General features: G+C 71.9%; 15 protein-coding genes, 1 pseudogene and 1 riboswitch. Of the genes and pseudogenes, 7 read left to right on the top strand and 9 right to left on the bottom strand.

What is annotated here, in order from left to right; genetic code table 11:
- Positions 1 to 43 precede the first annotated feature (43 nt).
- Complete coding sequence (locus tag ABD287_RS12395; RefSeq protein ID WP_344172431.1) at positions 44 to 814, bottom strand: VOC family protein; 771 nt, start codon at positions 812 to 814, stop codon at positions 44 to 46.
- Positions 815 to 916: 102 nt separating this feature from the next.
- Positions 917 to 1,117: riboswitch (cobalamin riboswitch) on the top strand.
- Between the two features lie 33 nt (positions 1,118 to 1,150).
- Between ABD287_RS12395 and cobN the strand changes: the two genes are divergently transcribed.
- A complete protein-coding gene (gene cobN / locus ABD287_RS12390) occupies positions 1,151 to 4,825 on the top strand; it encodes a cobaltochelatase subunit CobN (protein ID WP_344172429.1) in 3,675 nt (1,224 codons plus the stop codon).
- A 77-nt stretch (positions 4,826 to 4,902) separates the two neighbouring features.
- Here cobN and ABD287_RS12385 read toward each other — a convergent pair whose 3' ends face one another.
- Positions 4,903 to 5,379 (bottom strand): hemerythrin domain-containing protein, encoded by a 477-nt coding sequence (locus ABD287_RS12385; protein ID WP_344172427.1) that lies wholly within the window; start codon positions 5,377 to 5,379, stop codon positions 4,903 to 4,905.
- A 229-nt stretch (positions 5,380 to 5,608) separates the two neighbouring features.
- Here ABD287_RS12385 and ABD287_RS12380 point away from each other — a divergent pair, with 229 nt between their 5' ends.
- Positions 5,609 to 6,685: an AI-2E family transporter gene (locus tag ABD287_RS12380; protein ID WP_344172425.1), complete on the top strand. Its 1,077-nt coding sequence runs from the start codon at positions 5,609 to 5,611 to the stop codon at positions 6,683 to 6,685.
- Positions 6,686 to 6,702: 17 nt separating this feature from the next.
- Here ABD287_RS12380 and ABD287_RS12375 read toward each other — a convergent pair whose 3' ends face one another.
- Positions 6,703 to 7,638 carry a M20/M25/M40 family metallo-hydrolase gene (locus ABD287_RS12375; protein ID WP_344172423.1) on the bottom strand — a complete coding sequence of 312 codons (936 nt, stop codon included), beginning with the start codon at positions 7,636 to 7,638 and terminating at the stop codon, positions 6,703 to 6,705.
- Positions 7,639 to 7,839: 201 nt separating this feature from the next.
- Between ABD287_RS12375 and ABD287_RS12370 the strand changes: the two genes are divergently transcribed.
- On the top strand, positions 7,840 to 8,028 hold the full coding sequence (locus ABD287_RS12370) for a PspC domain-containing protein (RefSeq protein WP_344172421.1): 189 nt from the start codon (positions 7,840 to 7,842) through the stop codon (positions 8,026 to 8,028).
- Positions 8,029 to 8,093: 65 nt separating this feature from the next.
- On the opposite strand, the gene ABD287_RS12365 is transcribed toward ABD287_RS12370, so the two are convergent.
- The 3 genes from ABD287_RS12365 to ABD287_RS12355 form a co-directional block, all read right to left on the bottom strand.
- The gene (locus ABD287_RS12365) at positions 8,094 to 8,996 is read right to left on the bottom strand and encodes a S1 family peptidase (protein ID WP_344172419.1); all 903 of its coding nucleotides are present in this window, start codon (positions 8,994 to 8,996) and stop codon (positions 8,094 to 8,096) included.
- Between the two features lie 81 nt (positions 8,997 to 9,077).
- Complete coding sequence (locus tag ABD287_RS12360; protein WP_344172417.1) at positions 9,078 to 9,731, bottom strand: response regulator; 654 nt, start codon at positions 9,729 to 9,731, stop codon at positions 9,078 to 9,080.
- Positions 9,728 to 10,684, bottom strand: a complete 957-nt coding sequence (locus tag ABD287_RS12355) for a histidine kinase (RefSeq protein WP_344172415.1) — start codon at positions 10,682 to 10,684, stop codon at positions 9,728 to 9,730. Before ABD287_RS12355 ends, ABD287_RS12360 begins: the two co-directional genes overlap by 4 nt.
- A gap of 297 nt (positions 10,685 to 10,981) precedes the next feature.
- On the opposite strand from ABD287_RS12355, the gene ABD287_RS12350 reads away from it, so the two are divergent.
- Complete coding sequence (locus tag ABD287_RS12350; protein WP_344172413.1) at positions 10,982 to 12,664, top strand: potassium/proton antiporter; 1,683 nt, start codon at positions 10,982 to 10,984, stop codon at positions 12,662 to 12,664.
- Positions 12,568 to 13,044 (top strand): annotated as a pseudogene (locus tag ABD287_RS12345) (cation:proton antiporter regulatory subunit); the annotation flags it as partial. The gene ABD287_RS12350 and the pseudogene ABD287_RS12345, both read left to right, overlap by 97 nt.
- A gap of 10 nt (positions 13,045 to 13,054) precedes the next feature.
- Here the strand turns inward: ABD287_RS12345 and ABD287_RS12340 are convergent.
- Positions 13,055 to 13,651, bottom strand: a complete 597-nt coding sequence (locus ABD287_RS12340) for a TetR/AcrR family transcriptional regulator (RefSeq protein WP_344172409.1) — start codon at positions 13,649 to 13,651, stop codon at positions 13,055 to 13,057.
- A 64-nt stretch (positions 13,652 to 13,715) separates the two neighbouring features.
- Between ABD287_RS12340 and ABD287_RS12335 the strand changes: the two genes are divergently transcribed.
- The gene (locus ABD287_RS12335; RefSeq protein ID WP_344172407.1) at positions 13,716 to 14,849 is read left to right on the top strand and encodes an FAD-dependent monooxygenase; all 1,134 of its coding nucleotides are present in this window, start codon (positions 13,716 to 13,718) and stop codon (positions 14,847 to 14,849) included.
- Positions 14,850 to 14,919: 70 nt separating this feature from the next.
- A complete protein-coding gene (locus ABD287_RS12330) occupies positions 14,920 to 16,140 on the top strand; it encodes an RtcB family protein (protein WP_344172405.1) in 1,221 nt (406 codons plus the stop codon).
- On the opposite strand, the gene ABD287_RS12325 is transcribed toward ABD287_RS12330, so the two are convergent.
- Both ABD287_RS12325 and ABD287_RS12320 read right to left on the bottom strand, forming a co-directional pair.
- A complete protein-coding gene (locus ABD287_RS12325; protein WP_344172403.1) occupies positions 16,130 to 16,552 on the bottom strand; it encodes a hemerythrin domain-containing protein in 423 nt (140 codons plus the stop codon). The two genes, ABD287_RS12330 and ABD287_RS12325, sit on opposite strands and share 11 nt — an antisense overlap.
- A gap of 16 nt (positions 16,553 to 16,568) precedes the next feature.
- Complete coding sequence (locus tag ABD287_RS12320; protein WP_344172401.1) at positions 16,569 to 17,081, bottom strand: hemerythrin domain-containing protein; 513 nt, start codon at positions 17,079 to 17,081, stop codon at positions 16,569 to 16,571.
- Positions 17,082 to 17,097 lie beyond the last annotated feature (16 nt).

Below are 17,097 nucleotides of genomic sequence, written 5' to 3'. Positions count from 1 at the left end.
GGGCGCCGCCGGTGGACCCGACGGCGTCCGAGCCGGCCAACGCTCACATGGCGAAGGTCGGGTCCGGCTTCATGATGCAGAAGGTGGCCCCCTGCGGGTCGACGAGCCAGGCGATGCGCCCGGCGGGCACCGTGTCACGCATCAGCTCGGTGGCGCCGGCGGCGATCGCCGCGTCACCGACCACGTCGACGTCCTCGACCTCGAAGTAGGGCACCCAGGCCGAGGGCATCCCGCCCATGTCCGGGGTGATCTGCATGCAGCCGATGACGCCGTCCTCGCCCTGGGTGAAGACCCGGTAGACCATGCCGCCGGGCAGCTCGCTGTCGGTGTGCCGGAGGCCGAAGACCTCCTCGTAGAAGGGAGTGACGGCCTCGCGGTCCGTCGAGTAGACCTCCGTCCAGACCAGCGAGCCGGGCTTGGCGACCAGTTCGACGCCGGGGTGGGCCGCCGGCTGCCACAGCGAGAAGTAGGCGCCTGCCGGGTCCTGGCAGACCGCCATCCGGCCCAGGTCCATGACGTCCGTCGCGCCGACGACGGTCGTGCCACCATGCTTGCCGATCAGGTTGAGCGTGGCGTCCACATCGTCGGTCTTGAGGTAGATCGCCCAGGATGAGCCCCGGGCGGCATCGGTGGCCTGGCCGAGGCCGGCGACCTGCTTACCGTCCTTGCGCAGGAGGCGGTAATGACCGCTCTCAGGACCCATGTCCTCGGCCTGCCAGCCGAAGAGCGAGCTGTAGAAACCGACCGCAGCGTCAACGTCGGTGGCGCCCAGATCGAGCCAGCACGGGACGCCGGTTTTGAAGGTTGAAGTCATGCCGCCGATCCTCGCCTGCCGGTATGACATCGCGCGGCGGTTCCGCGGGAAGTTCACCGGACGGACTGGTTACGGCCCCGACACGGTCGGCGCCGTGAGCTGGCTTGACTCGGCCGGGCAGGTTCACCAGAGTAGAGACCGCAACACGACATGAGGCGGAGGAAGCCGGTGTGAGACCGGCGCGGTCCCGCCACTGTGACCGGGGAGCAAGCCCCGCGTGACGGCCACGGCGCGCCAGCGCGGGAAGGCCGGGGCGAGCGGCGATCCGGGAGCCAGGAGACTCGCCCATGTCGCCTCACCGAGCCGGGGCGCGGACCCCGAGACAGGAACGCCGCCATGAGCATCGACGCGCCCGCACCCGACGCCGACCAGCACGCTGACCACCAGCACGCCGATGACCAGCGGACGATCCTGTTGCTGTCGACATCGGACACCGACCTACTGTCCGCCCGCGCCAGCGGCGCCGGATACCGGCTGGCGAACCCGAACCGGGTCGCCGTCGACGACCTGCCGGACCTCACCGAGGGCGTCGACCTGGTCGTGGTCCGCATCCTCGGTGGTTACCGGATGTGGGAGGAGGGCCTGGACGCGCTGCTGGCCGGCGGACGGCCGGTGGTCGTCCTCGGCGGCGAGCAGGCGCCCGACGCCCAGCTGATGGCCCACTCGACGGTGCCAGCCGGCGTGGCAGCCGAAGCGCACCTGTACCTGGCCCAGGGCGGCTCCGAGAACCTGGCCGAGTTGCACAGGTTCCTGTCCGACACCGTCCTGCTGACCGGCTTCGGCTTCGCCCCGCCGGCGCAGGCGCCGGAGTGGGGCCTGCTGGAGCGCGACGGCGCCGAGGTCGCCGAGGACGCGCCGACGGTGGCCGTCCTGTACTACCGGGCCCATCACGTCGCCGGGAACACCGCGTTCGTCGAGTCGCTGTGCCAGGCGGTCGAGGCGCGCGGGGCGCGTCCGCTGCCGGTCTACTGCGCCTCGCTACGCACCGCCCCGGACGACCTGTTCGCCACGCTGCGCCGCGCTGATGCGCTGGTCGTCACGGTCCTGGCCGCCGGCGGCACCAAGCCGGCCACCGCCGGCGCCGGCGGCGACGACGACGCCTGGGACGTCGGCGAGCTGGCCAGGCTGGACATTCCGATCCTCCAGGGCCTGTGCCTGACGGCGAGCCGGGAGGCATGGGACGCCAACGACGACGGGCTGTCGCCGCTGGACACCGCCACCCAGGTGGCGATCCCGGAGTTCGACGGCCGGATCATCACCGTCCCGTTCTCGTTCAAGGAGATCGACGCCGACGGGCTCACCGTCTACGTGGCCGACCCGGAGCGGGCCGCCCGGGTGGCCGGCATCGCGGTACGGCACGCCGAGCTGCGGCACGTCCCCACCGGCGAGAAGAAGATCGCGCTGATGCTGTCGGCGTACCCGACCAAGCACTCCCGGGTCGGCAACGCCGTCGGGCTGGACACCCCCAAGTCGGCGGTGGCGCTGCTGCGGGCGATGCACGGGCACGGCTACGACATCGGCGGCCTGGGTGGATTCCCCGGCGTCGAGGCTGAGGACGGCGACGCGCTCATCCACGCGCTCATCGCCGCGGGCGGGCACGACCTGGCCTGGCTCACCGAGGAGCAGCTGGCGGCGAACCCGGTCCGGATCCCGGCAGCGCAGTACCGGGCGTTCTTCGACACTCTGGACGCCGACCTGCGCCAGCAGATGCTCGACACCTGGGGCGAGCCGCCCGGCGAGCTGTACGTCGACCGGTCGGTCAACCCGGACGGGGACATCGTGCTGGCCGCGCTGCGCTGCGGCAACGTCGTCATCATGATCCAGCCGCCACGTGGGTTCGGGGATAAGCCCGTGGCGATCTACCACGACCCGGAGCTGCCGCCCAGCCATCACTATCTGGCCGCCTACCGGTGGTTGGAGGCCGAGTTCGGGGCGCACGCCGTCGTCCACGTCGGCAAGCACGGAAACCTGGAGTGGCTGCCCGGCAAGTCCGTCGGCATGTCCGCCGGCTGCGGCCCCGACGCCGCCCTCGGCGTCCTGCCGCTGATCTACCCATTCCTGGTCAACGACCCGGGCGAGGGCACCCAGGCCAAGCGCCGGGCGCACGCCACCCTGGTGGACCACCTGGTGCCGCCGATGGCCCGCGCCGACGGCTACGGCGACATCGCCCGCCTGGAACAGCTGCTCGACGAGTACTCGTCGATCGCGGCGATGGACCCGGCGAAGCTGCCGGCGATCCGGGCCCAGATCTGGACCCTGCTCCAGGCCGCCAAACTGGACCACGACCTGGGCATCACCGACCGGCCCGACGACGACGGCTTCGACGACTTCCTGCTGCACGTCGACGGGTGGCTGTGCGAGGTCAAGGACGTGCAGATCCGCGACGGCCTGCACATCCTCGGCGCGGCGCCGGTCGGCGAGGCCCGGATCAACCTGGTCATGGCGATGCTGCGGGCCAAGCAGATGTGGGCGGGCAAGGTCGCCGCGCTGCCGGGCCTCCGCGAGGCCCTGGGCCTGGTCGAGGACGGCTCAGCTGGCCGGGCCGAGACAGACGACGTGGAAGCCACCGCCCGTGAGCTGGTCGTCGCCATGGAGGAACGCGCCTGGTCTACCGACGCCGTCGACGACGTGGTCCGCTCAGTGCTGGCGATCGGCGACGAGAAGGTCGCCGCGGTGCTGCGGTTCGCCTGCGACGAGGTCGTGCCCCGGCTGGCGAGGACCACCGACGAGATCACCCACATCCTGCACGCGCTCGACGGCGGGTACGTGCCGGCCGGCCCGTCCGGGTCGCCGCTGCGTGGCCTCATCAACGTGCTGCCGACCGGCCGCAACTTCTACTCCGTCGACCCGAAGGCGGTGCCGAGCCGGCTGGCCTGGGAGACCGGGCAGGCGATGGCGGAGTCGCTGCTGAACCGCTACCGCTCCGAGAACGGCGAGTGGCCCAGCTCGGTGGGCCTGTCGGTGTGGGGGACCTCGGCGATGCGCACCGCCGGCGACGACGTCGCCGAGGTGTTGGCGCTGCTGGGCGTGCGGCCGGTGTGGGACGAGGCGTCCCGCCGGGTCACTGGCTTGGACCCGGTACCGCTGGCGGAGCTGGGCCGGCCGCGGATCGACGTCACCATGCGGATCTCCGGCTTCTTCCGCGACGCGTTCCCGCACGTCGTGGCGTTGCTCGACGACGCGGTGCAGCTCGTCGCCGGACTGGACGAGCCGGCCGAGGACAACTACGTCCGGGCGCACATCGCCGCCGACGTCGCCGAGCACGGCGACGCCCGACGGGCCAGCATGCGGATCTTCGGCTCGAAGCCCGGCGCGTACGGGGCAGGCATCCTGCCGCTCATCGACTCACGCAACTGGCGCGACGACGCCGACCTGGCCGAGGTGTACGCGGTCTGGGGCGGCTACGCCTACGGTCGTGGCCTCGACGGCGTCCCGGCCCGCGACGACATGGAGACCGCGTACAAGCGCATCGCCATCGCCGCCAAGAACATCGACACCGCCGAGCACGACATCGCCGACTCCGACGACTACTTCCAGTACCACGGCGGCATGATCGCCACCGTGCGGGCGCTCACCGGCCGGGCGCCGGCGGCGTACATCGGCGACTCCACCCGCCCCGACGCCGTGCGCACCCGCAGCCTGCACGAGGAGACCGCCCGGGTGTTCCGGGCCCGCGTGGTCAACCCGCGCTGGTTGGAAGCCATGCAGCGGCACGGCTACAAGGGCGCCTTCGAGATGGCGGCCACCGTCGACTACCTGTTCGGGTACGACGCCACCGCCGGCGTCGTCGCGGACTGGATGTACGAGAAGCTGTCCGCGACGTACGCGCTGGACCCGGCGATGCAGAAGTTCTTCGGCGAGTCGAACCCGTGGGCGCTGCACGGCATCACCGAACGGCTCATCGAGGCCGCGAACCGCGGCATGTGGGAGCACCCGGAGCCGGAGACGCTGGCGGCGTTGCAGGAGCTGTACCTGTCCACCGAGGGCGACCTGGAGGACGACGGCGCCTGAGCCTACGGCCGGCCGCCCCCCGCCGAGCGCGACGGCTTCGGCGGGGGGCGGCCGGCGGGACCTGGGCCGGACGCGGGTCAGGACCTGGCCGACTGGAGCGCCAGCGGGTCGCTCGGGGCGTCCGGCTTGGCCTTGGCCATCTGCTCGCCCAGCTCCACCAGGGCGTTGCGGCCGAGGGCCTTGCGGACCTCCGGGAACCACTCTTTCTCCTCCTCCTCGACGTGGTGCCGGACGTTCTCGATGAGCACCGTCACCTTGGCGTCGTAGGACTCGTCCGAGGGGTCCAGGGTCCGCAGCTCGGACATCAGCCAGGCGACGACGTGGTGCTCCTCGACCGATTCGAGAACATGCTCGGTGGTGTCTGGGATCTCCGACCGGGCAGCCGGGTAGAAGACTGTCTCCTCGATGTACGCGTGGGTGGTCAGCTCGGCGCAGATCTGGTCGACCAGCTTCTTCTTCTGGTCCGGCGTCGCGGAGTCCTTCTTCTTCTCGAACTCCTTGAACAGGCTTTCGACCAGCTTGTGGTCTTCCTTGAGCAGCACGATGCCGTCCATGATGTGAACCTCCCTGATTGGCCTCGCCCTTCGAGGCGCCGGCGTGCGCCGACGACCTCGACCGTCGCGATACCCGTCCCGTCAGGGAGTTATGCATGCCGCCGGTGATCCATGAGCCCCTGCTATCGGACCACTGTAGAAGCGCGGGACGTCGTCGCGTGGTCCCATACCGGTGATGCGGCCATGATTATGATGGTTTGGGCAGTTTCCAGCAGGGTAGTCCAGGTCGATGGCCGACGACGAGCACGAGGCGACGGCTGCCCGGGCGGTCGCCGCGCGCGTCCCCCATGGGCTGATGGTAGCCGCCCTCACCGCCGGATCCGCGCTGCTCATCGCCGGCTGCGTGCTCCTGGTCGGCTGGGCGTTGGCGCGACTGGCGCCGGTGACGGTGGCGGTGGTGGCGGCGCTGCTGCTCGCGGCCCTGCTGCAACCGCTGACGGTCAGGCTGGAGCGGATGCGTGTGCCGGCGGGTCTGGCGGCGCTCACCTCGGTGCTGGTGCTGCTCGTGGTGTTCCTGGCCCCGCTGATCCTCATCGGGCGGCAGGCGGCCGGACAGTTCGGCGACCTACGGCGCCAGCTCCAGCAGGGCCTCGGCGAGGTGCGCCGGATGCTGCTCACCGGCCCGTTTCCGATCTCCGAACGTCAGCTCGACGAACTCAGTCGCCAGCTCGGCGAGGCGGCCACGGCCACCGTCCCTGGCCTGGCCAGCGGCGCCCTGGTCGCCGCTGAGGCGCTCGGCACGGCACTGCTCGCCCTGGTGCTGCTCTTCTTCCTGCTCAAGGACGGCCCGCAGATGTGGGCCTGGCTGCTGGACCGGGCGCCGCGCCACCGCCAGCAGGCGTTCGACCGCGCCGCGACGTCCGGTTGGGAGGTGCTCACCGGCTACATCCGCGGCACCGTCATCATCGCCACCGTCGATGCCCTCGGCATCGGGCTGGCGTTGGTGCTGCTGGACGTGCCGCTGGCACTGCCGTTGGCGCTGCTGACGTTCACTGCCGCATTCGTGCCGATCCTCGGAGCGACGCTGGCGGGGGCGGCCGCCGTGCTGGTGGCGCTGGTGGCCAACGGCCCCACCGACGCCCTGTTGGTGCTCGCGGCGACCATCGCCGTCCAACAGACCGAAGGCTACCTGCTGGAACCGCTGGTCATGGGCAAGGCGGTGCGCCTGCACCCGGCGGTCATCCTGATCGCGATCGCGACCGGCACCGTCCTGGCCGGGATCGCCGGCGCTGTGGTGGCGGTCCCGCTCACCGCGGCGACCTACCGGGTGGCGCAGACGCTTCGCCAACACTCCGGAACCGGGTAGGTGAGGTCAGAAGACCATCAGCTGACGGTCTTGGCGCCGGCGAGCTTCCAGAACACGGTGGCGATGGCGTTGGCGCCCAGGCCGAGGACCTTCGGGTCGACGTTGGCGGCCCGGTCGCAGGCGGCGTGGTAGCAGGGTTCCAGGTTACTGAGATTCGACTCGGAGCTGATCCCGGTCACCTTGACGCCGGCAGCGCTGAACGAGCTGTGGTCGGACCTGCCGGCCGGGTTGATCGTGGTGGTCTTGACAGCCTTCGACGAGAAGAAGGCCTTGAAACCCGCGCTGAGGTCCGGGCCTTCCTGGTAGATCCCCCACGCCTTGGTGTTCGGGGTGCCAGCCATGTCGAAGTTCAGGTATGCCTTGATCTTCTGCTTGTCCGCCGCGGCCAGGCTCTGCACATAGAACTTGGAGCCGACCAGCCCGACCTCCTCGGCGCCCCAGAAACCGAAGCGCATCCGCTTCTCCGGGCGAAGGTTGCTCTTGGCGACCGTCAGCGCGTTCTCCAGCACGGCGGCGGTCCCCGAGCCGTTGTCGTTCATACCCGGGCCCTGCGGAACGCTGTCCAGGTGGGCGCCGATCATCATGACGTTGTTCGCGTCGCCGTGCGGCCACTCGGCGACGACGTTCCAGCCCTGGGCGCCGGCGTGGGTGAACGGTTGCAGGGTGGTCTGGAAGCCGGCGGCGTCCAGGGTGCTCTTGACGTAGTCGGCCGACGCTTTGAAACCGGGGCGGCCGTGGGCCCGGTTGCCCCCGCTCTCGTCGGAGATCTTCTGCAGGGCACGGATGTGCGCCATGGCGGCGTCGTCGACGATGACCGGAGGGTCGACAACGCGGCCAGTGGCGGTGGAAACGTCCGGCCGCGGGGCATCGGCGCTGGCCTGCGACGCGGAGAGGACGGTGGTCGCGCCCAGCGCGACGGTGAAGGTGAGCGTGGCGAGCGCGCGATACCGCATCTGGGTTCACTCCGCAGCTGGGGGATGTGGAGCGGCTGGCGCGGAGGGCGCCGGCCGCGCCCTGACCGTACGCCCGGACCGCCGCGAACGAAAGAGATGACTGTCGATGAATTAGCCGCCCGCTGCGGGCATGGCGGGCCCAGCCTAGTGTTACCGACAGCGACGCGCCTGAGCTGCGCTCGCCGATGAAGGAGGCAACAGATGAGCACGAGACCGCCATTGACGCGGCCCCGTCAGGGCCGCATGATCGCCGGCGTCTGCGCCGGCCTGGCCCGCCGGTTCGGCATGCCCCCGACGGTGATGCGGCTGCTGTTCCTACTGTCCTGCCTGCTGCCCGGACCGCAGTTCGTCCTCTACATCGCGATGTGGATCATCGTCCCGAACGAGTGACCGGCCGGCGCCGGGGCGCGTCGCCTGCGCCCCGGCGCCGCTCCCACGGCCACGGACAGGCCAGGTCACTCCGAGGCTGGCTGCGAGGTCTGGTCAGACTCGGACGGGCTCGGTTCGGACGGGCTCGGCTGACCCGGCGCCGACGGGCTCGGCGGCCCGTCCGGGGTCGGCGTGGGAGTCGGCGCTGGCGCCGGCGTATCGTCGCCGGACGGCTGCTGGCCACCCAACTCGGCGATCGCCGCCCTGATATCGGTGAGCATGACGCTGACCTGGGCGTAGTGGCCAGGCTGGCCCGGACGCGCGCAGCCCTCACCCCAGCTGGTCAGCCCGACCAACACGTCGCCGACGAGCAGCGGGCCGCCCGAGTCGCCCTGGCAGGTGTCGATGCCGCCGTTGGTCAGGTCGCCGGCGCAGATCTCCACAGCGGCGGCCGCGCCGCACTGGGCGTCGGGCACCAGCGGCACGTCGACCTGCAACAGGGCCTCCGAGGGGCGGCCGCCCTCGGACGTCGCGCCCCAGCCGATGGCCCGGAACTTGGGCGAGGCGTCGAGGCTGCCGTCAGCCGGCAGTTTGGCGAAACTCGTCGCCGTCGACGCCTTGCTCAGTTTGAGCACCGCCCAGTCGGACTCCTCAGGGCCGGCGCCCTTGCGGACCTGCGTCGCGGTGATCTTCTCGCCGGCGGTGTGCCGGACCTTGCCTATCGACGCGGTGACATTCACCGACGTACCGCTGAAGCAGTGCGCGGCGGTGAGCACAATGTCCGGGGAGATGAGACTTCCGCCGCACCCCATGCTCAGGTGCGCCATCCACGGGTAGGCGCCCTCGGCCGCCGGTGTGCCCCCGACGATCGCCGGGGCCCCCGGGTCGGGCGGCGCGGCCGCCGTGTCAGCGTAGGCGGTCACCGCCGACGCGACGAGTGTCACGGCTGTCGCGGTCGCACAGAGCATCAGCACATGGCTGCGTCTCATGGGTCCTCCGAGAGTTGCGGGCGGTTCACCCCCAACACCACGGGCGCCCCATCGAAAGGGTTCACTCCCCGGACGGCCAGCTCAGGGCTCGATGAGGCCGACCCGGATGGCGTATCGGGCGAGACCGAGCCGGTCCCGCAGGCCCAACTTCTGGAGCAGGTTGGTGCGGTGCCGCTCCACCGTCTTGACGCTGATGAACAACAGCTCGGCGATCTCGCGGGAGGAATGGCCCTCGGCGACGAGTTTGAGCACCTCCTCCTCCCGTACGGTGATCGTTCGCTCGGGCACCGACTCACCCCGGGCGACGCGGTCGAGGTAGTCGTGCACCAGTGCGGTGACCGCCCCCGGGTACAGGAACGGCTCGTCCCGCATCGCCGCCCGACATGCCTGGACGAGGTCCCGGTCCGCGACCGACTTGAGCACGTATCCGCTGGCGCCCACGCGCAGCCCCTCGAAGAAGAACTGCTCGTTGTCGTACATGGTGAGCAGGAGCACCCGCAGCGACGGTTGCCGGCGGATCATCTCCCGGGCGGCCTGGAGCCCGGTGAGCCGGGGCATCGCGATGTCCAGGATCGCCAGATCGGGCTGGTGCTCGCCGGCCTGGTCGATGGCCTCGGCGCCGTCGCCGGCCTCAGCCACGACGACAAGGTCCGGCTCGTTGTCGAGGATCAGCCGGACGCCCCGGCGGACCAGCGCGTGGTCGTCGGCGAGCAGGATCCGGGTGGGTGCGCTCACGCGGCCCTCCCCGGTCGGCCGGGGACGTCCAACTGGACCAGCGTCCCGCCGCCGTCGGCCGGTCCGACGCTGAGCCGGGCGCCCACCAGCAGCGCGCGTTCGCGCATGCCGCGGATACCGGCGCCCTCGGGGGCATCACCGGTTCCCCTGCCGTTGTCGCGAATGCGGAGCTGGACGCCGCCGCCGACCGGTTGGAGCGAGAAGTCGACGCGGCTGGCTCCGGCGTGCCGGGCCACGTTGGTGAGCCCTTCCTGAGCGACCCGGTAGATGACCAGCTCGGCGGCGTCGTCCAGCGCTGGGAGGTCGGTGGCCAAATCGCGTCGCAGGGTCAGGCCGTTGTGGTGGGACACCTCACCGAACAGCGAGCGCAGCGCCGCCAGCAGACCCAGCTCCTCCAACACCCCCGGCCGCAGTCGGCGGGCGATCCGGCGGATCTCGTCGAGGCTCTCCCGGGTGATCTCCCGCACCTGGCGCAGGTCGTCGCGAAGCTGCGGCGGCGCATGGTCGGAGACCCGTCTGAGCTCCAGGAGCACCGCGGTGAGGGTCTGCCCGACCTCATCGTGCAACTCCTGGGCGATCCGACGACGTTCGTCCTCCTGCGCCGACAACGCCCGCGCGTTGCTGGTCGCCCGCTCGGACTCCAGCCGGTCGAGCATGGCGTTGAAGGTCGCGATCAGGTCGGCGATGCCGGCGTGACCGGCGACCGTCGGCCGGGGGCCGGGTTTGAGCAGGTCGATGGTGCCCATGGCCCGGGTGAGTCGCTGCAACGGCGCCAGGCCGACCCGTAGCAGCAGGGCGTTGGCGACCAGCATGGCGACGAGGCCGCCGCCGAGGATGAGCGCCTCCGTCAGGACGAACCGTGTCGACACGGACACCGGGCCGAGGAGGACCAGCGCGGTGGCCGCGGTGAGCACAGCGGCGTTGATGAGGAACACCCGCCAGAACAGGGACACCGGACGCCGACCTCCTTCCCGTCGCGCCTCCCACTATCTCCGCCCGACGGTGGACTGGCGGGCCGGTCGGACCGACCGGCCCGCCAGTTCACCCAGCGTCGCCCGCCGCACACCGGGCCGACATCGGGGCTGACCCCCATCTTTGGGCACATCATCCGACGTCGAATGAGGGTCCGCCCGGATTGCCCCGAGCATTGTCGCCAGGCGATGGTTGACCAACGCGGACGGCCGACCGGGGCCGTCGGAAGGATGGCTGATGAACGTCGCGGAATGGCGCCACAGCGTGCCGGTGGGGTCATGACGCTCCCGTCGCTCTACCTGCTGCTGGCCGTGGGGACGTTGGTGGCCCTGGTCAGCGTCGGGGCGGCCCGGCTGGCGGCCAAGGCGGGGATGCCGGTGCTGCTGGCCTACCTCGGCGTCGGGGTGCTGCTCGGTGAGGGTGGGCTGGGATTGCCCTTCGACGACGCGGCCCTGGCGCAGTCCCTCGGGCTCGCCGCGCTCGCGGTGATCCTGGTCGACGGCGGGCTCTCCACCCGGCTCTCGGACGTGCGACGGGTGCTGGGCCCGGCGTCCGCGTTGGCGACCGTCGGGGTGTTCGTCAGCGTCGGGCTCACCGCCGTCGCCGCGCACTACCTGGTCGGGTTGAACTGGCAGTTGTCGTTGCTGCTCGGGGCGATCGTGTCCTCCACAGACGCCGCGGCGGTGTTCTCCGTGCTGCGGTCGGTGCCGCTGCCACGCCGGCTCAGCAACCTGCTGGAGGCGGAGTCGGGCCTCAACGACGCGCCGACGTTCATCCTCGTGTTGGCGTTCAGCGCGGTGTCCCTGGACGCGGTGTCGCCACCGGCGATGCTGGCGCAGATGGCGTACCAGCTGGCGGCCGGCGCGGTGGTCGGCGGGACGATCGGCGTCGCCGGCGTCTGGCTGATGAAACGGCTGACCCTGCCGACCTCCGGCCTCTACCCGATCGCGACCGTCGCGTGTGGGGTGCTCGCCTTCGCGGCGGCGGGGCTGGCCCAGTCCAGCGGGTTCATCGCCGCCTACCTGGCCGGGCTGGTGCTCGGCAACTCCGGCCTGCCGCACCGGCGGGCCACCCAGTCGGTAGCCGAGGGACTGGGGTGGATCGCCCAGATCGGGCTGTTCGTCATGCTCGGCCTGTTGGTGTCGCCGGCGGAGTTGCCGGGCGCGGTTCTGCCGGCGTTGGCCGTCGGGGCGGCACTGCTGCTGGTAGCCCGACCGATCTCGGTGCTGGTGACGCTGACGCCGTTCCGCGTCCCGCTGCGGGAGCAGGCGTTCCTGTCCTGGGCAGGGTTACGGGGCGCGGTGCCGATCGTCCTGGCCACCATCCCGATCGTGGCCGCCACCCCGGGCGCCCAGCGGGTGTTCAACATCGTTTTCGTGCTCGTGGTGGTGTTCACCGCGATCCAGGCGCCGCCGCTGCCGTGGCTGTCCCGGCGCCTGCGACTTGGCCCGCGTCCGCCCGGCGCGGAGCTGCGGGTGGAGGTCGCTCCGCTGGACACCATGGACGCCGACCTGGTCCACCTCACCGTCGGTCCGCGCTCCCGGCTACGCGGCGTCTACCTGGCGGAGCTGCGGCTACCCCCGCCGGCCGCGGTCATGCTGGTGGTCAACGCCCGGTCGACGCTGGTGCCCAGTCCCGAGACCCGGCTCCGCGCTGGCGACGAGCTGCTGGTGTTGACCACCCCGACCGTGCGGGACGAGACCGAACGACGGCTCCGGGCCGTCGACCGCGCCGGCCGGCTGGCGCGGTGGCATGGCGATCACGGAGACCAGGAACCGGCCCGCACGACGACGAGGAGGCCACGATGGAGATCGAACGAGTCCCCCTGCCCGGCATCGGAGTCAGCTACCGCGTCGCCACCGGCGACGGCGCCCGGATCGGCGTCGTCTGCGGGCCTGACGGCAGCCGCGACCTCGCCCTCTACCGACGTGACGACCCCACGACAGTCCACGCCAGCGTGACCCTGTCCGCGCTGGAGGCGCACCACCTGGCCGACCTCCTCCAAACGGTCGCGACCGTCGATCACGTGCCCGCCCCGCCGGTCACGACACCAGAGGCCGGGGCCGGGGCCGCGGTTGGCCACTCCCCCGCGGCCGATGGCGACGGAGCCGCCACGACCGTGGCGCGACTTCCAGTGGTCGCGGGCGGCCCTTACGACGGGCGGCGGCTCGGCGTGGTCACCGCGTCGGCGGCGGTGGTCGCGGTCCTGCGCGACGGCCACCGGGTCGTCGACGCCACCGACGGCCTGCTGCTGCGACACGGCGACACCCTCGTCGTCGTCGGGCAGCCTGAGGAGGTCACCCGATTGGGCCGGGTCGACGCCGGGGACCTGGACGGCTGAACCGCGCGGATCAGTGGCGGGCGGTGACGGTGGCCAGCAGGCCCCGCAGCACGTCGCCGAGCGAGGCGGTCAGCTCTGTGGCGTCGGGCGGGTTGGCGCCGCCGGCGCCGGCGGTGGCCTCGAAGACCGCTCCCTCCAGCCAGGCGGCGAGCGCCCAGGCGTGCCGGGGCGGGTCCGCCGAGCCGACCCCGGCCATGACAGCGGTGAGCATCTCCCGGAGCTGGGCGCCCATCCGGTCGTAGGTGGCCCGCAGCTCGGGCCGGCGGGTGGCCTCCAACGCCAACTCGAAGCGGGCCAGGGCGCGGGACCGTTGGGGACCGATCGCGTTCAGCACGTAGCCGACGCCGAGCGCGACCACGTCGTCCGGGCCGTCCAGCGACGGCGGCCTGTTGTCGGCGACGGCGGCGTCGTGCAGGTCCAGGGCGAGCAGCCGACTCAGGACCAGCTCGATGAGCGCGGCCCGGGTGCGCGCGTAGTAGGAGGTGGATCCGGCGGGCAGCCCGGCTGCGGCGTCGACGGCGCGGTGGGTGAGGCCGCGCAGGCCGTGCCCGGCGATGACGGTGATCGCGGCGTCGGCGATGAGGTCGCGGCGGGCGGGTGACTGCACTCACACACCCTACCGACCCTCTACCGACGTAGAGTCAGTCACTACATCCGTAGAGGGAGGCGTCATGGGCAGGCACGCGATCGTGGTCGGCGGCGGCATCGGCGGGCTGAGCGCGGCTGTCGGCCTGCGCCGCGCTGGCTGGGACGTCACCGTGGTGGAACGGGCCGCCCAGTTCCGCGAGATCGGCGCCGGCTTCGGGCTGTGGCCCAACGCGCAACGGGCGCTCGCCGCAATCGGACTGGCCGACAAGGTCCGGACGATCACCGTCCCGCAACGCAGCGGCGGCATCCGCACCAGCGACGGCCGATGGCTCTCCCGTTGGCGGTCCGACGACCTTGAGGAGGCGCTCGGTGGGCCGTTGCTGGGCATCCACCGGGCACAGCTGCACCGCATCCTGCTCGACGCCCTTCCAGCGGAGTCGCTGCGCTCCGGCGTCACCGTCAGCGGCGTCGCCGACCGTGCCGTGCTCGACCAGCACGGAGGCCCCATCGATCTGCCGCCGGCCGATCTCATCGTCGCCGCCGACGGCATCGACAGCCCGATCCGCCGCCAGCTGTGGCCCGAGCACCCCGGCCCGGTCTACAGCGGCGTGACCGCCTGGCGCGGCGTCTGCGCCAGCCCGCCGGACCTGGCGCCGGCCGGCAGCTGGGGCCGGGGTGAGGAATGCGGGACGATACCGATGGTCGACGGCCGGTCGTACTGGTACGCCGCGACCAGCGCCCCCCAGGGCGCCCGCAACGACGACGAGCGGGAGTTCCTGCTGCGCCACTTCGGTCACTGGCACCAGCCGCTGCCGCAGATGATGGCCGCCACCGAGGAGATCATCCGCCACGACATCCGTCACCTGGGCACGCCGCTGCCGTCCTATGTGCGCGGACGGGTGGCGCTGCTCGGCGACGCCGCCCACGCGATGATGCCGAACCTGGGCCAGGGCGCCTGCCAGGCGATCGAGGACGCCGCGGTCCTGGCCCACGCCGCCCGGCACGACGATGTGCCGCGGGCGCTGGCCGAGTACGACCGGCTGCGCCGGCCGCGCAGCCAGCGGATCGCCCGCTCGTCGTACCGGATCTTCCGGGCCACCACAGCCAGCCGGTCCCGGGTCGCGGTCGCGCTGCGCGACACGGCGATGCGGCTCACGCCGCGGCGGTCGTCGTTGCGCGGCATCGCCGCGGTCACCGACTGGTCGCCGCCCGGCTGAGCGCGAAACCCGGTCGCGGAGGCCGGCCCGGTCGGCTTAACCTTCTCCGGCCCTACCTCGGGAGCTGATCATGCCTTTCACTCTTCCGGGCGCCCGTGTGCCCGTGCTCATGTGGACCGACCCCGACACCGTCGAGCCGGCCGCCCTCCAGCAGCTGCGCAACATCGCCGCGCTGCCCTGGGCCGTCGGGGTGCGGGTCATGCCCGACGTGCACGTCGGCAAGGGCGCGACCGTCGGCTCGGTCATCGCGCTCCGGGACGCGATCTCCCCGGCCGCAGTCGGCGTCGACATCGGTTGCGGGATGAGCGCCGTGCGCACCTCGCTGCGCGCCGGCGACCTGCCCGACGACCTGCGCCGGATGCGCGGCCTCATCGAACGGGCCATCCCCACCGGCTACCACGGCCACGACAAGCCCGTCGACACCAACAAGCTGCGCGACCCCGGCGGCAAACCGCTCGTCGACGAGCGCGGCTGGCCAGACTTCTGGCGGCGCTTCGAGGACGTGCACGCCCCCGTCGACGGCAAACTCTCCCGTCGGGCCGCGTCGCAGCTGGGCACCCTCGGCGGCGGCAACCACTTCATCGAGGTCTGCGTGCAGAACGGCGGCGACGACCCGGGACGGGTGTGGCTGATGCTGCACTCCGGTTCCCGCAACATCGGCAAAATGCTCGCCGAGCACCACACCCACGCCGCGGGCAAGCTCGCCCACAACGTCGGGCTACCCGACCGCGACCTGGCCGTCTTCCTGGCCGGCACCCCCGAGATGGACGCCTACGCCGACGACCTGTTCTGGGCGCAGGAGTACGCCCGGCGCAACCGCGCCGTCATGATGGGCCTGCTCAAGCAGGCGTTCGGCGCGGCGGTCGGCGCCCGGGTCCGCTACGACGACACGATCTCGTGCCACCACAACTACGTCGCCCGCGAGCGCCACGACGGCCAGGACGTGCTCGTCACCCGCAAGGGGGCGATCCGGGCCGGCGACGGGGACCTGGGCATCATCCCCGGCTCGATGGGGACCGGCAGCTACATCGTCCGTGGCCGGGGGAACCCGGACTCCTACCACTCGGCCTCGCACGGGGCCGGCCGGCGGATGAGCCGCGCCGCCGCCAAACGCCGGTACACCCTGGCGGATCTGGAGTCCCAGACGTCCCGGGTCGAGTGCCGCAAGGACGTCGGGGTCCTCGACGAGATCCCGAGCGCCTACAAGGACATCGACGAGGTGATGCGCCAGCAGGCAGACCTGGTCGATGTCGTCGCCCACATCGAGCAGGTCCTCTGCGTCAAGGGCTGACCCGGTCCCAGGCGTCGAACGGCAGGGCGATGACGGCGGCTGGGAACAGGCCGTGCTCCTCATGGTCGATGTGCTCACGGAGCCGGTCGAGCGCCGCGAGGACGGTGGCGGGGTCGGGGGCGTCCGGGTCCACGGTGGCGAGCACGCCGTGGATGTGGGTGTGCTCGGCGCACAGCCGCTCGACCGCCTCGGCGAGGCTGCCCTCGGCCAGCAGTTCCCGGAACAGGCCGCTCTCCTCGGCTGCGGTGTGCGGCGTGACCAGGCCGACGAGGGCGCGCAGGAGCGCCGGGACGTCCGGCCGACGCTGTTCGACGGCTTCACGCAGGGCGCCTGCCGCGTTGCTGATCACCTCGTGTTCGGCGGTGAATCGCGCGATGAGCGGGAACTGGCGACAGCCGCAGTAGTTGCACATGTCTGGTCAGCCGCGCTCAGGTCCGGTCGCCCGGCTCGTCGGGCTCACCGAGCACCTGGCGCATTCCGTGCAGCAGGTGCGCCAGGGACACGTCCGGGGTCCGCAGCAGCAGCGGGATGATCAGGTCGTTCTCCTTCGCGAGGTGGACGGCGAACAGCGCTTCCAGCGCCCGCGCTGTGGCGGCGGCCTGGATGGCGACGGCAGCGCCCTCCAACTCCTGGGCCAGCGCCCCGATCGCCCGATGCTCGTCGAGCATGGCCTCGACGAGCAGGTTGCCTTCTGGCGTGACCACGGCCGCGGAGTAGAGGGTGGTCTCCTCGGCCTGGGCGTGCGGCATCAGCTCGTCGTCGATCCAGGCGACGAGGTCGGCGCGGGTCCGCCAGACGCCTGGCTCGTCGTCGCGTTCGGCGGCGAGCAGCAGGTGGGCGACCAGCTCGGCGAGCCGCTCCCGCATCTCGGCGTGGTGGGCGACGACGGCGTCGGCCGCGTGCTGGTCCGCGTCGCGGACGGCGGTTCCCTGCTGTGACATGACACGCTCCCCTTTT

This window comes from Pilimelia columellifera subsp. columellifera (assembly GCF_039532605.1).
In the GTDB taxonomy this organism is placed as follows: domain Bacteria; phylum Actinomycetota; class Actinomycetes; order Mycobacteriales; family Micromonosporaceae; genus Pilimelia; species Pilimelia columellifera.
Note: the sequence above shows the minus strand (reverse complement) of the source record. Positions and strands in the feature narration are given on the sequence as shown.